Source organism: Anaerolineales bacterium (genome assembly GCA_015075725.1).
Classification (GTDB): Bacteria; Chloroflexota; Anaerolineae; order Anaerolineales; family Villigracilaceae; genus Villigracilis.
Genome location: JABTTV010000001.1, coordinates 2,378,762 through 2,394,326, shown reverse-complemented (window position 1 = coordinate 2,394,326; position 15,565 = coordinate 2,378,762). Strand labels below are relative to the sequence as shown.

The 15,565-nt window shown below is 55.2% G+C and carries 4 protein-coding genes; all 4 read left to right on the top strand.

What is annotated here, in order from left to right; all coding sequences use genetic code 11:
* The first annotated feature begins 34 nt into the window (after positions 1 to 34).
* Entirely contained in the window at positions 35 to 8,014 is a 7,980-nt protein-coding gene (locus HS100_11490; GenBank protein ID MBE7434529.1) for a GAF domain-containing protein, read from the top strand.
* Between the two features lie 17 nt (positions 8,015 to 8,031).
* Positions 8,032 to 8,385 carry a response regulator gene (locus tag HS100_11485; GenBank protein ID MBE7434528.1) on the top strand — a complete coding sequence of 118 codons (354 nt, stop codon included), beginning with the start codon at positions 8,032 to 8,034 and terminating at the stop codon, positions 8,383 to 8,385.
* A 5-nt stretch (positions 8,386 to 8,390) separates the two neighbouring features.
* The gene (locus tag HS100_11480; protein ID MBE7434527.1) at positions 8,391 to 9,551 is read left to right on the top strand and encodes a SpoIIE family protein phosphatase; all 1,161 of its coding nucleotides are present in this window, start codon (positions 8,391 to 8,393) and stop codon (positions 9,549 to 9,551) included.
* A 120-nt stretch (positions 9,552 to 9,671) separates the two neighbouring features.
* Positions 9,672 to 15,530 carry a GAF domain-containing protein gene (locus tag HS100_11475; GenBank protein ID MBE7434526.1) on the top strand — a complete coding sequence of 1,953 codons (5,859 nt, stop codon included), beginning with the start codon at positions 9,672 to 9,674 and terminating at the stop codon, positions 15,528 to 15,530.
* The last annotated feature ends 35 nt before the right edge of the window (positions 15,531 to 15,565 follow it).

The window sequence follows — 15,565 nt, the reverse complement described above, 5'->3', positions numbered from 1 at the left end:
AATTGCGCAATTATCAGAGACGAGGAGAAACGGAATGACCGGGAAGTTGTCGTCCGTCAGCAAGGCTGTTAAGAGGACGGGGAAACAAAAAAACAAGGCTGCAACCAGGCAGTCCGCGCCGGTGCGCGCACCGAGGCAATCGGTTGAAAAAGACGATCTAAAAAAACAGATAAAAATCCAAAAGGCGTTGTTCGAGATCGCGGATGCGGCGAGCGCGGTCAAGGATATGGGGTCGTTCTATAAAAAACTGCACAAGATCGTGGGGAAACTGATGAACGCAGAAAACTTCATCATTCAACTGTATGACGAGAAAGCCAAAACCGTCACTTATCCTTACGTGCAGGATGCGACCGGGACTTTGTCGCCTGTCTTGAAACCGATTCCGGTGGAAAAAATCCGCAAGGGATTGGCGATGTGGGTGCTGGAAAACAAGAAGACCCTGCATGTGGATAATGCCGGGGTAAAGAAGATGCTGGAGGAGAAAACAATCGTCGGCATCGGGAACACAGGCAGTGAAGATTGGTTGGGAACTCCCCTGCTTGCGGAGGGAAAGCCGCTGGGAGTGATCGCGCTTCAAACCTATGAAGAGGGGGAACGCTACACGGACGATGATGTTCGCGTCCTCGAATTCGTCGCCCAGCACATCGCCGCTGCATTAACGCGCACCCGCGCCCTCGAAGCGGAACGCCAGCGCGTTGCCGAGTTGCAGATCATCAACTCCATCCAGCAGGGACTTGCTTCAAAATTGGATTTTCAATCTATTGTTGACTTGGTTGGGGCAAAGGTACGTGAGATCACTAATGCCGAAAGTGTTTTCATTGCGCTTTATGATAAATCATCAAACATCGTTGCCTGGCCCTATTGGGTCATCAATAATCAACGGGTTGAAGTTCCCCCCGAAGTATTGGGAAAAACCATCACCCGCAGTGTACTATTCGCAACTGAACCATTAAACCTTGGAACTACGCAGGAACTTCTCGATTATGATGCAATTCCTCCAGAAGGATATCAACTAGGCAAGTCGTTCCTCGGTGTGCCGTTTTACATCGGCACCACCATGATAGGCGCGTTAAGTATTCATTCCATTGAACAAGAGCATGCATTTCGAGATTCGGATGTGCGCCTCCTGCAAACTCTCGCCAACTCGATGGGCGTCGCGCTCGAAAACGCGCGCCTCTTCGACGAGACCCAGCGTTTGCTCAAAGAGACGGAGGAACGTAATGCGGAGCTGGCAATCATCAATTCCGTTCAGGCAGGGTTGGCATCCAAGCTGCATATGCAGTCCATTTATGAACTTGTCGGCGAAAAGATCCGTGAAATTTTTAATGCCGACTCAAACTATATCGGACTATACGATCAGAAAAGTGAACTTGTCCACGCGCAATATGCTGTGGACCGCGGCGTACGTCTGGAGTTTGACAAGCCCTTCCAAATGGGTCAGGGATTCTATACCCATGTGATCCGCTCACGTAAACCGCTCATTGTCAATACACTGGATCACGGCGCCCAATTGGGGGGCATCCCCACTCCCCGCCCCGATACAGGCGAAGATCTCAACGAATCTTACCTTGGGGTTCCGCTCTTGCTTGGCAATGAAATAAAGGGTGTGGTGGCTGTTCAAAGCTACAAACAATTTGCCTTCAATGAAGCCGACGCCCGCTTGTTGACCACCCTCGCCAACAGCATGAGTGTCGCTCTCGAAAACGCGCGCCTCTTTGATGAAACCCAACGCCTCTTCAAAGCCGAGCAGGAGCGCGTTGCCGAGTTGCAGATCATCAACTCCATCCAGCAGGGACTCGCCGCCGAGTTGGACTTCCAAGCCATTGTGGATCTGGTTGGCGATAAGTTGAGCGAAGTGATGAACACTGGTGATTTAGGTATCAACTGGTATGATGAAAAAAACAATCTTGTTCACTACCTATATGTATACGAACATGGGGAGAGACTTTCGATTTCACCAAGACCCCCACACCCAGGCGGGCAACTTGAAACTATTCTGAAGACTCGCAAACCTATTGTTTGGAATACGCCTGAAGATTACAACACCGTATTGCTGCCAGGGACCGATCAAAGCAAGTCACTCGTCGCTATTCCTATTATTAGCAGTGACCGCGTCCTTGGTACGATCTCTATTGAAAACTTCGAGCGCGAGAATGCCTTTGGCGAAAGCGAGCTGCGCCTGCTGACCACCATCGCCGCCTCGCTGGGAACCGCGCTCGAAAATGCCCGTCTCTTTGACGAAACTCAGCGCCTGCTCAAGATCACCGAAGAACGCAACGCCGAACTTGCCATCATCAACAGCGTGCAAGCGGCCCTGGCGGCAGAACTCAACATTCAGGGAATCTATGACGCGGTTGGAGATAAGATCCGCGAGATCTTCAACGGCAAGGATGTGGGCATCCGCATTTACGATCCCAAGACCGGCATGGTCCATTACCCATATACGTACGAGAATAACGAGCGCATCCAAATCGAATCCAGCCCGTTAGGGGAGAATGGCTTTGAGTCGTATGTAATTCGCGAACGTGAAACGCTGGTCATTAACGAAAACATATTCCAAGAAGCGGAAAAATACGGTAGTTACCTGATCCCCGGCACCGATGCGCCTGTGTCCATGGTCTTGGTTCCGCTGATCGTGGGTGATCAGGGACGCGGTTTAATTGATTTGAGCGACATGGAGCGAGAACACGCCTTCAGCGAGTCGGATGTGCGCCTGCTAACCACCCTCGCCAACTCGATGAGCGTGGCACTCGAGAATGCCCGTCTGTTTGATGAGACTCAACGCCTGCTCAAAGAGACCGAAGAACGCGCCAAAGAACTTGCCATCATCAACAGCGTCCAGCAAGGGCTGGCGTCCAAGCTGGATATGCAAGCCATCTTCGAGTTGGTTGGTGACAAGATCCAGAGCATGTTCAATGCACAATCGGTCTTGATCAGTTCCTTCGACCATGAGAAACAAGTCTCGCGATTGGATTATGCTTTTGAAAACGGTGAACGCTTCTTTGACGATGAGTTATTGCCCTTCAGCGTGGCAAACCGATACATGATCGACACCCGCCAACCGATCATCATTCATCAAAATTCCACTGAAGAGGCTGCTAAATATGGGCTGAAACAAATGGAAGGCACTGCCATAGTGAAGTCGTTGATCTTCGTCCCCTTTGGCACGGGCGATAAGGTTAATGGATATTTCAGCCTGCAAAACTTTGAGCGTGAGAACGCTTTCTCCGAATCCGATATCCGCCTGCTGCAAACCCTGGCGGGCAGCATGGGCATCGCGCTCGAGAGCGCCCGTCTCTTCGACGAGACCCAGCACCTGCTCAAAGTGACCGAAGACCGCGCCGCCGAACTTGCCATCATCAATAGTGTCAGCGAAGGCTTGGTGCGTGAACTTGATTTCCAAGCCATCATCGACCTGGTGGGCGAAAAGATCCGCAAGGAATTTAATGTGGAGGATATGTATGTCGGTCTGTATGACTCACAGAGCAATGTTATAACCACGCCCTATTACATTGAACATGGTGACCGCTTCCCCATCGAACCATTTACGCTGGGACCCGGGTACGCGAACTGGGTGATCAAGAACCGCGCCACACTCGTGATCAACGAAGATATTGACCAGCGAAAAATTGAACTGGGTATGGCTGGGGGCGTATTGATCGGTGATGAAACAGAAGACGATCTGACTCAGAGCGTTGTCTGTGCGCCCATCTGGTCTTCGGGGCAGGTGATCGGGGTTATTACCCTGTATTCGAATCAAACACACGCCTTTTCGGAATCCAGTGTCAGCTTATTGACCACGCTCTCCGCCAACCTTGGCGTGGCGTTGCAGAACGCCCGTCTTTTCGACGAGACCCAGCGCCTGCTCAAAGAGACCGAGGAACGCAATGCCGAACTGGCGGTCATCAACAGCGTCCAGCAGGGCTTGGCATCCAAACTCGAGTTCCAGTCCATCATCGATCTGATCGGCGACAAATTTGAGGAGATCTTCAACGCACAAGCCACGCTGATCTCATTGTATGATCCTGCCGCGAATGAAGTCAATCATCGTTACCTGATCGAGCGCGGTGAACGAATCCATTTTGATCGACCCGTTCCCATCGACAAGTTCCGCCAGCGTGTGGTGGAAACACAACAACCCTGGTTGATCAATCAGAATTACCGCCAGATCACGCTCGAACTTGGGGAGGAACCGGTGCTGGAAAGGGAGGAGCCGAAATCCCTGCTCTTTGTGCCGATGATCGTCAGCGGGAACGTGACCGGCATCATCAGCCTGCAAAACCTGGATGTTGAGAACGCGTTCAGTGACTCGGACGTCCGCCTGCTCTCGACGATTGCCAACGCAATGAGCGTTGCCCTCGAGAATGCACGCCTCTTCGATGAGACCCAGCAGCGCAACGCTGAGTTGACCATGATCAACACGGTCCAGCAGGCGCTGGTCTCGAATCTGGACATCAAATCCATCTACCAGTCGGTGGGCAGGAAGATCACCGAAATCTTCAACGTCCAATCGGCCGCCATCTACACCATCGATCTCAAGACCAGGATGATGACCTACGAATTCGCCTACGAACAGGGCAAGGAATGGGAGATTCCCGCGAAGCCCGCCACCAGCATGCATAATCATATCGTCGACCAGGTGCTTAGAACGAAGAAAAGTTTTCTCGTGAACAGCGGGTTCGACGAGTTCGCGGCCGATTTCCCCGATTTCAAATCCTCCCGCGGGCGGCTCCCGAAATCGCTTTGCGCCGTGCCGATCCTGATCCGCAAGAACATGCTCACGGGCATATCCCTTCAAAACCTCGATGTCGAAAATTATTTTACCGACTCGGACATGCGCCTGCTGGAAACCATTTCGAATGCGACCGGGATCGCTCTCGAGAATGCACGCCTCTTCGACGAAACCCAGCGCCTGCTCAAAGAGACCGAAGAACGCGCCGCCGAACTGGCTGCGATCAGCACCGTCACCCAGGCTTTGGTGGCGGAAACGGACCTGGATAACATGATCCAGCTCATCGGGAGTCAGATGCGCGACACGTTCAATGCCGATATCGCCTACCTGGCATTGTTCGATCCACAAACAAACATGATCCAGTTCCCCTATCAATACGGCGATGAGATGGAACCGATCCCGTTCGGGGAAGGGATGACTAGCCGCATCATCCGCGACGGTCAGCCGCTGATCTTCAACCGCAACATCGACGAGGAAAGTTTGGCGCTCGGTATTCGCCGCCGCGGCCGGAAGGCGCGTTCGTATCTCGGGGTGCCGATCAAAGCCGGGCGCGAGACCATCGGTGTGTTGAGCGTGCAGAGCACACAAAAAGAGAATGTCTTCGATGAAGACTCCCTGCGCCTTCTTTCGACCGTTGCCGCCAATGCGGGGTCCGCGATCAAAACCGCCAGGCTGCACGCCGAAACCCAGCGCCGCGCGAGAGAGATGGCAACCCTCACGGAAGTCGGGCGCGATATTAGCTCCAGCCTCGAAGCCAGGACCGTATTGGAAAGTATTGCAAAACATGCCAAGGACCTGCTCGATGGCGATTTGAGCGCGCTATTCCTTCCGGAACAGGACGGAAGGATATTCCGCGCCATTGCCGCAGTCGGCAAAGAAGCCGAAGAATTGCGCAACGACACCATCACATTGGGTGAAGGTCTTTTGGGAAACATCGCCCGGGCGAAGGCCGGCGAGATCGTCAACGATACCAATTCGGACCCGCGCGCCTTGACCATTACGGGAACCGAGCCCACTCCCGATGAGCACCTGCTGGCAGTTCCCCTGCTTGCCAACAGAGAGTTGAAAGGCTTAATGGCGGTTTGGAGGCACGGCAGCAACAACCAGTTCGTCGAAGCCGAACTTGAGTTTTTGAACAATCTTTCACGGCAGGCCGTCATCGCGATTCAGAATACCCAGTTATTCGAAGAATCCCAAAACCTGCTCAAACAGACCGAGCAACGCGCCGCCGAGCTCGCCATCCTCAATAGCATCAGCGAATCGATGACCCGCACACTGGATGTGCGCGCAGTGACCCACAATGTGGGCAACAAGGTGCATGAGATATTCAATGCCGAGGTCGTGGACATCCTGCTCTACGATCCTGCGACGAATATTGTGCAGTTGGCATACAGTTTCAGCGACAATCGTTTTTACGAAAACGAACCTCCCTGGGAATTGGGCGAAGGGCTGACCTCGAGGATCATCATCACCAAGCAGCCGCTCCTATTGAATACCGCCGGGGAAATAAATGAAAATGGCGCGGCGGCATACGTCACTGCTCCGGAAGACGAAGAAGAGATCAAATCCTATCTGGGCGTGCCGATCATGGTCGGCGACCGGGTGCTGGGTGTGGTGGATGTGCAAAGCTACAAATCTTATGCGTTCAATGAAGGCAACCTGCGCCTCCTGCAAACCCTTTCCGCGAATATGGGCGTCGCCATCGAGAACGCCCGCCTCTTTAACGAGACCCAGCGTCTCTTCGATGAAGCAAAGGAAGCCCGCGAAGCCGCCGAACATGCCAACCAGGCGAAGAGCGCCTTCCTTGCCAACATGAGTCATGAACTGCGTACGCCGCTCAATGCCATCATCGGCTTCACACGCATTGTGAGAAGAAAAGGCGAGGAGTCGCTTCCCGCAAAACAACTCGAGAATCTCGACAAGGTTCTAGGCAGTTCGGAGCATTTGCTCAACCTGATCAATACCGTGCTCGACATCGCCAAGATCGAAGCCGGGCGCATGGATGTGCAAGCCGCAAACTTCAACATCAACGCGCTCATCGATCTATGCGCCAACACCGCCACACCCCTCGTCAAGCCCACGGTGCGGCTTGTCAAACAGGCCGAAGACCTTGGCGCAATGCATTCCGATCAGGACAAGATCAAACAGATCATCCTAAACCTGTTGAGCAACGCCGCCAAATTTACATCCGCCGGAAAGATCACCCTGAATGCGCGCCGCGACGATGAAATGCTCGTCGTGAATGTCAGCGATACGGGCATCGGCATCACCGAAGAAGCCCTCGGCAGAATCTTCGAAGAATTCCAGCAAGCCGATACCAGCACCACGCGCCAATACGGAGGCACCGGTCTGGGACTGACCATCAGCCGCAACCTGGCGCGCCTGCTCGGCGGCGACCTGACGGTGGCAAGCGAATTCGGCAAAGGCTCGACGTTCACGCTCACCGTTCCCGTTCAATATGGGACAAAACCCGCTTCAACCCCGGACCTTGAAACTGATTCGCGCCGCCCAGCCGCATCTCCATCCAAAACGCAGCCCGGCAGGAAACTCATCCTCGTCATCGACGATGACCCCGATGCGGTTTACCTTTTGCAGGAAAGTCTCTCGCGTGAAGAATTCGAGATCGTCGGCGTGCGCAGCGGCGCGGAAGGACAAGCCCGGGCTCGCGCGTTGAAACCGCACGCCATCCTGCTCGACATCCTCATGCCGGATAAGGACGGCTGGCAGGTTTTGCACGACCTGAAAACCGACCCGGCGACGACTAATATTCCAATCATCCTGCTAACCATTGTGGATAAGAAAGCGCTCGGGTTCCGCTTGGGCGCAGCGGCATATCTGTTGAAACCGCTCAACCCCTTTGAAGTAATATCCACATTAAGGCAGGTCATCAAGCAGAAGCATCGCGACCGGGTTCACGTCCTGGCAGTGGATGACGACCCCCACATCGCAGATATGCTGCGTCAACTGCTTCCGGAATCAGAATTCAGATTGGAATCCGCTTTGGATGGCGTGGCAGGCTTGCAGGCGATCGAGGCGGAGCGTCCCGATGTGATCCTGCTCGACATCATGATGCCGCGGCTCGACGGGTTCGGGGTCATCGAAGAACTGCGGAGGAATCCCGCCACGCAGGACCTGCCGATCATCGTCATCAGTGTCAAGGAACTGACGGATGAAGAGACAGCCCGCCTGCGCGAAAGCGTGACGCTTGTCATGCGCAAGCAGGGGTTCGACGGCGAGAAACTGGTGCATGAAATCAGGAAAGCCGCGCACACTGAAGAGTGAAGAGACAGGAACCTTATATGAAAACCATTCTGATCGTGGAAGATACCGACCTGAACATCGACCTGCTCACACAATTACTGGAGGATGATTACAACCTGCTGATCGCGAACGACGGCGGGAAGGGCGTTGCCATGGCTGTCGAAGAAAAACCGGATCTTATCCTGATGGACATTTCCCTGCCGGTTTTGGACGGGTATGAAGCCACACGCAGGATCCGCCAGACGCTTCCCGCAACGCCGATCATCGGTCTTTCCGCGCACGCCATGGACAGCCAGATCGTGAAGGCGCGCGAAGCCGGCTGCAGCGATTACCTCACCAAGCCAGTGGACGAAATGCAGCTCTATGGTCTATTAAAAAAATATCTCGGATAAACGCGATGAACAATCCTCCCCGCATTTTGCTTGTGGATGATGAACCTCTCAATCTTGATTATCTTCAACAGGAGTTGGAAGACAAGGAATACGAACTGCTGACCGCCACGAATGGAAAGGAAGCGCTCGACGCGATCAAAGAATCCCTGCCGGACCTCGTCCTGCTCGACATCATGATGCCGATCATGGACGGGTTTATCGTGCTCGAGAAAGTTAAATCCGATCCCGCTACACGGCATATCCCCATCATCATCATTTCCGCCAACAACGACCTGCAAAGCGTGGTAAAGGGAATCCAACGCGGCGCGGAAGATTACCTCCCCAAACCTTTCGAGCCGGTCATACTTAATGCCCGCATCTCATCCAGCCTCGACCGGAAACGACTCCGCGACCAGGAGCAGCTATACCTGCAAAGCCTTGAGAAGGAGTTGAACATCGCGCGTAATATTCAAAAAGAGTTCCTGCCGCGCGAATTGCCGCAGGTGCAGGGCTGGGAGATCGCCGCCTACTTCAAAGCGGCGAAGTTCGTAGCGGGGGATTATTACGACGCTTTCACGCTTTCGGATGGGAATCTTGTACTGGTGGTGGGCGATGTTTGCGGAAAAGGAGTAGGCGCGGCATTGTTCATGACGCTGTTCCGAAGTTTGATCCGCGCCGCATCCTCCAGCCTCGTCCTTGACGGTTCCCCCACTCCCGCCGCACGAATTGGAGGAGCCGTTCACACCACCAACCGATATATCTCCGAAACTCACGAAGACGCGCTTATATTTTCCACGCTCTTCGTCGGCTTGCTGGATTCATCCAGCGGGACCCTCACGTATATCAATGCAGGGAACGAATCGCCTTATCTCATGCGGGCTTCGGGCGATATGGAAGAATTGCGTCCCACCGGACCCGTGATCGGTTTCAACAGGAAAGCCAAATTCGCATCAGCCGAAACCCATCTCGAGCCCGGCGACAGCCTGCTCGCTTTCACAGACGGCATTCCGGACAGCAAAAACCCCGAGGATGAATTCTACGGCCGCGAGCGGCTTGTGGATTTTTTGAAGCAGGGTATCTCCTCCCCGGCCGAATGCGTGAACCGACTCGGCCGCGACCTCGATACCTTCATCGGCGAAGCGGAGCAGTTCGACGATATCACCATGTTCGCCCTGCGCAGGCTGTAAAACCAGCGATGAAAACATGACAAATGGATAACAGACAGGCGCACGCTGCCTGTTTTTTTCATTCCGCTATTGACGATTCTCCACGCCGTATGTAAACTGAATCACCACTCAGAGGAAATGATGCCTACCGCCGGGCAGAAGAAAAAACCGTCCCAGAAAGCCGTCCAAAAGAAAATGTCCGCGCGCGCCGATGGCTCCGTCCAACTCCGCAAGGAATTGGAGCAGCGCGAGGCGGAGCTTGCCATCATCAAAAGCGTGCAGGACGGCCTCGCCTCCAAACTGGAGATGCAGGCGATCTACGATCTCGTTGGGGATAAGATCCGTAACCTGTTCGGCGCGCAAACCACCATCATCGCCACCTTCGATCACGAGGAAGGCAAACAAAATTTCAATTACTATGTAGACCGTCACGGGCGCGAGTATCTCGAAGCGCGGCCCATGAGCGGGCTGGTCAAATCGCTGATCCGCACCAAAAAGACGATCCTCCTCAACGACAGGGTCGAAGGACGCATGAAGGAACACGGCGCGGAATTGGTACTGGGTTCTCTCGTCCCGAAATCGGCGCTGTTCGTCCCGCTCATCGCAGGGGATGACGTACGGGGGGTCATCTCCCTGCAGAACATGGATAAAGAGAACTCTTTCGAGCCGTTCGATGTGCGCCTGCTGGAAACGCTCGCCGGGTCGTTGAGCGCCGCCCTCGAAAACGCCCGCCTGCTGGACGAAACCCAACGCCTGCTTAAAGAGACCGAACATCGCAACGCGGAATTGGAAGCCATCCGCAAAGCCTCGATCGACCTTTCCTCGAATCTCGATTACACCACCGTCCTCGACTCGCTGTTGGTCAACACCTCGGCGTTGATGCCGAGCATCGAGAATATCAACCTGTTCATCTACGAGAACGACGAGCTGAAGTTCGGCACAGCCATCTCGCACGGCGAGATCAAGAATGTGCCGGTTGCCAGTCCGCGCCCCGGCGGGATCACCGATACGGTCGCCAGAACCGGCGAGGTCGTACTGGTCGAGGATATGCAGACCCACTCGCTTTACACCAACACATCCCCGGGATGGAAAGGCGCGCTGATCGGCCTTCCGCTCAAATACCGCAAGAAGGTCGTTGGCGTGATGAACATCCACTTTGCCGAGCCGCGCACCTTCTCGGAATCGGAATTGCGCCTGCTGAAATTATTCGCTGACCAGGCTTCGGTCGCCATCGAGAACTCGCGCCTCTTCAACGAGACCGAGCGGCTGCTCAAGGAAACCGCCGCGCGTAACGCGGAACTCGGCGTCATCAACAGCCTGCAATTGGTGCTGGTCTCGAATCTCGACCACCAATCGATCATCGACCTGATCGGCGACAAGGTCTCGGAAATATTCGATGCGCAAGTGACGCTGATCTCGCTTTACTATCCCGCGGCGGGCGAGGTCCAGCACCGCTACATCAAGGAACGCGGCGATCGAATGCGCTTCAACCAACCCTCCCCCATCGACGGGTTCCGCAAACAAGTGGTCGAGAGTAAAAAGCCGCTGTTGATCAACTCGGATTTCCTGAAACTCGCCGATGAGATGGGTGAAGCGCCGGCTTTCGCGGGCGAAGCGCCCAGGTCGCTTCTCTTCGCGCCGATGATCGTTGGAGGCCAGGTGACCGGCATCATGAGCCTGCAAAACCTGGACCGCGAAAACGCGTTCACATCCGCCGATATCAACCTGCTTTCCACCATTGCCTCGAGCCTGAGCGCCGCGCTCGATAAAGCCCGCCTGTTCGAAGAGACCCTGCGCCACGCGCGCGAATCGGAAGTGCTGAACGAAGTCGGGCGCGACATCTCCGCCACGTTGAACCTGTCCGCGGTATTGGATAAGATCGCCTCGCACGCCCGGGAACTGCTGAACGCCACCTCCAGCGCGATCTACCTGCCCCAGCCGGATGGTAAGACCATGCGCGCCATCGTCGCGAGCGGCGATATTGCCGATGAAATCCTTGCGGATACCATCCGGGTAGGAGAAGGCATCATCGGCTCGCTGGCAAAAGAGGGCAAAGCGGAATACATCAACGACACGAATCTCGATCCGCGCACACTGCAGATCCCAGGCACGGCAGCGGTACGGAACGAGCGCTTGATGGTGACTCCGCTCCTTTCCGGAAAAAAGGTCAACGGCATGATGGCGGTTTGGCGCGAAGGCGGCGAGCCGTTCTCCAAGATCGACCTGCGCTTTCAGGAAGAGCTATCGCTTCAGGCGGTGATCGCCATCCAGAACGCCAACTTCGTCAACGAGGTCCAGCAAAGAGCCGCCGAATTGGAGATCATCACCAGCGTGCAGGACGGGTTATCCTCCAAATTGGACGTTCAATCCATCTATGAGTTGGTGGGCGAAAAGGTGCGCGGCATTTTCAACACCCAGGCGGTCGTCATCTCGTATTACGATCAAAAGACAGACAGCGCCTCCTTCCCATATATGTATTGGAAGGGCGAGAGGATTTATCCCGAAAAACAGCCGCTTTCCGGGTTTTCTGGTTACGTCATCCGCAATCGCGAAACCCTGTTCATCAATGAGAATGTCGCGCAGGTTGCGCAACAATACGGCTCCACCCTGCTGGCCGGAGATACCTTCCCCAAATCCCTGATCGCGATCCCCATCCTTGCGGGCGACCAGGTGCATGGCTCGCTCTCGATCCAAAACTTCGAGCAGGAAGGCGCCTTCCACGAAAACGACGTGCGCCTGTTGACCACGCTTGCGGGAAGCATGGGCATTTCGATTCAAAATGCAAGGCTATTCGACGAGTCGCAGAGCCTTCTCGCAGAGACCCGTCAACGCGCGGAGGAGCTGACGCTCATCAACAATATCCTGAGCGGATTGGACACAAAGATGGACATCCAATCCGTTTACGACAGGACGGGTGAAAGGATACGCGAGATCTTCGACGCGCAGATCGTGGTCTTGAGCATCTACGACCACAAGGAAAAACTGACCTACTATCCATACATCATCGAAAATGGAGAAAGGCTGTATCAAGATCCCCTGCCGTTGAGGGAAGATGGCGGCGGATTCGGCGGATATGTCATACGCACGCGCCAGCCGATCCTGGTCAACCGGGATTTCGATGAACATTCCAGAAAGTACCAGTCCAACAACCTGGGCGCGAACGCGGACGATACGGTCGTCGTCCGTTCGGGGCTGTGGGTGCCGATGCTGGTCGGGGACGAAGTAAGAGGCGTGATCTCGCTTCAAAACCTCGAAAAAGAGGATGCCTTCTCCGAATCCGATGTGCGGCTGTTGACGACCATCGCCAACTCGATCGGGGTCGCCATCGAGAATGCCCGCCTCTTCGACGAAACTCAAAGGTTGTTGAAGGAGACCGAACAGCAGAACGTGGAATTGGGCGCGTTGAATTCGGTTCAACAGTCGCTTGTCTCCAACCTCGACATCCGATCCATCTATCAGGAGATCGGGCGCAAACTCGCCGAGATCTTCTCCGTCCATTACGCGGTCATCTACACCGTTGAGTTGGATACCCAGATGATGACCTATGAATACGCCTATGAAAACGGCAAGGAGTGGGAAATTCCCCCCAAGAAGGCGACCAGCCTTCACACGTATATCGTGAATCACGTCCGGGAGACCCGAAAGACCTTTGTTGTCAACCGCGATTTCGATTCCTTCGCGGCAAATCACCCTGATTTCAGGGGCTCGCGCTCACAACTTCCAAAATCGCTGTGCGCCGTGCCGATCCTCATCCGCGATCGATTCGTCACCGGCATCTCCCTGCAACACCTCGAGCAGGAGGATTTCTTCACCGAGTCCACCCTGCGGTTGTTGGAGACCATTGCCAGCGCGGCCGTGGTTGCGCTCGAAAACGCGCGCCTCTTCGATGAGACGAAACGCCGCGCCGCCGAACTGGAGATCCTCAACAACATCGGGCAGGTGCTCACCCGGCAATTGGACGTCAATTCCATCATAGAGAAGGTCGGCGACATGGTGCGCGAACTCGTGCGCGAGGATAACATCGGCATCGGCTTGTACGATCCGGAGACGAACACCGTCACGGCGCATTACGTCACCAAAGGCAACGAACGTGTGCAATTCCCGCCCTTCCCGATCAACGAGTTCACGAACAAAGCCGCGATGCAAGGCAAGACCCTGGTCATCAACCGGCGTTCGCCCATTCTGTGGAAGAAACTCGGCTCGAACATGACTGCCGCGGAGGACATCCCAAAATCGGTCGTGATGGTCCCGATGATCGTCGGCAGGGATTTGATCGGCGGAATCACGATCCAGAACTTCGAACGCGAGAACGCCTACGACGACGCCATGATCAAAATGATGGAATCCATCGCCTCGGGCATGGCGACGGCGATACAAAATGCGCGGCTGTTCGAGGAAGCCCGTTCGGCGCGCGCCGCCGCCGAGCAAGCCAACGAAGCCAAGAGCGCCTTCCTCGCGACGATGAGTCACGAGATCCGCACGCCGATGAACGCCGTGATCGGCATGACCGGACTTTTGCTCGATACAAATCTCAACGACGAACAGCGCGATTACGTCGAGACCATCCGCAGTTCGAGCGACGCCTTGCTCGCCATCATCAACGACATCCTCGACTTTTCCAAGATCGAAGCCGGGCGCATGGATATCGAGCATCAGGTCTTCGACCTGCGCGAATGCGTGGAAGCCTCACTCGATCTCGTCAGTGCCCGCGCCGTGGAAAAAGGCATCGACCTTGCCTACATTTTCGAAGGCGACATCCCGCCCGCCATTGTCGGCGATGTGACCCGCGTGCGGCAGATCATCACGAACCTGCTCAGCAACGCGGTCAAATTCACAGAAAAGGGCGAGGTCGTTCTAACCGTATCCAGCCAGAGGTACAGGAACGGAGGCGCGAAGGAAAAAGCCCTGCTCACCTTCGCCGTCCGCGATACGGGGATCGGGTTGACTCCCGAAGGCATGAGCAGGCTCTTCCAATCCTTCACGCAAGCCGATTCATCCACCACGCGCAAATACGGCGGGACCGGGCTGGGACTCGCCATCAGCAGGCGGCTTGCGGAGATGATGGGCGGTTCGATGTGGGCTTTGAGCGACGGGATCGGGAAAGGCTCCACATTTATGTTCACCATCAAAGCCGAGACCGCCGAGATCGCCCCTGCAAAGAAACACCTGCATCTCGGCATCCAGCCAGCCCTGCAGAACAAACGCGTGTTGATCGTCGATGACAACTCCACGAACCGTTACATCCTCAACATGCAGACCGCCAAATGGGGCATGATTCCCCGCGACACCGAATCACCGGATGCCGCTTTGAGATGGATTGAGAACGGCGAGACCTTCGACGTCGCCATCCTCGATATGCACATGCCGGAGATGGACGGCATCGAACTGGCGAAAAAATTACGCGGCAAACAGGCCAGCTTCCCGCTCGTGCTGTTCAGTTCGCTCGGCAGGCGCGAAGCGGGCGACGAAGCCGGGGTCTTTTCAGCCTATCTGACCAAGCCGATCAAGCAGTCGCAGTTGTTCGATACGCTGGTGGGACTCTTCGTCCAGACTCCCGAAGACGAAAAGAAGATGACAACGGAACGCTTCAAACCGGACCCGCAGATGGCTGCGCGGCACCCGCTGAAGATTCTCCTCGCTGAAGACAATACCGTGAACCAGAAACTCGCCTTGAGACTGCTCGAGCAGATGGGCTACAAAGCGGACGTGGCTGTGAACGGCGTCGAGACTCTCCATAAAGTGGAGCATGATTCCTATGATGTGATCCTGATGGATGTGCAGATGCCAGAAATGGACGGATTGGAAGCGACGCGTAAAATCCGAGACCTGACAGGTTTCGAAAACCTGTCAGGTCTGAAGCAGCCTTACATCATCGGCTTGACCGCGAACGCCATGCAGGGCGACCGTGAGATGTGCCTGAGCGCGGGCATGGACCATTACATCCCCAAGCCCATCCGCGTGGTGGAATTGGTGGATGCGTTGTTCAAGGCGAAGAAGTAAATGCCGCGCTGAGCGGAGCGTCGAAGCAATCTCCA

Excerpts from the sequence above, each read along its gene's own strand:
- HS100_11490 (MBE7434529.1), top strand. The coding sequence starts at position 35 with ATGACCGGGAAGTTGTCGTCCGTCAGCAAGGCTGTTAAGAGGACGGGG.
- HS100_11485 (MBE7434528.1), top strand. The coding sequence starts at position 8,032 with ATGAAAACCATTCTGATCGTGGAAGATACCGACCTGAACATCGACCTG.
- HS100_11480 (MBE7434527.1), top strand. The coding sequence starts at position 8,391 with ATGAACAATCCTCCCCGCATTTTGCTTGTGGATGATGAACCTCTCAAT.
- HS100_11475 (MBE7434526.1), top strand. The coding sequence starts at position 9,672 with ATGCCTACCGCCGGGCAGAAGAAAAAACCGTCCCAGAAAGCCGTCCAA.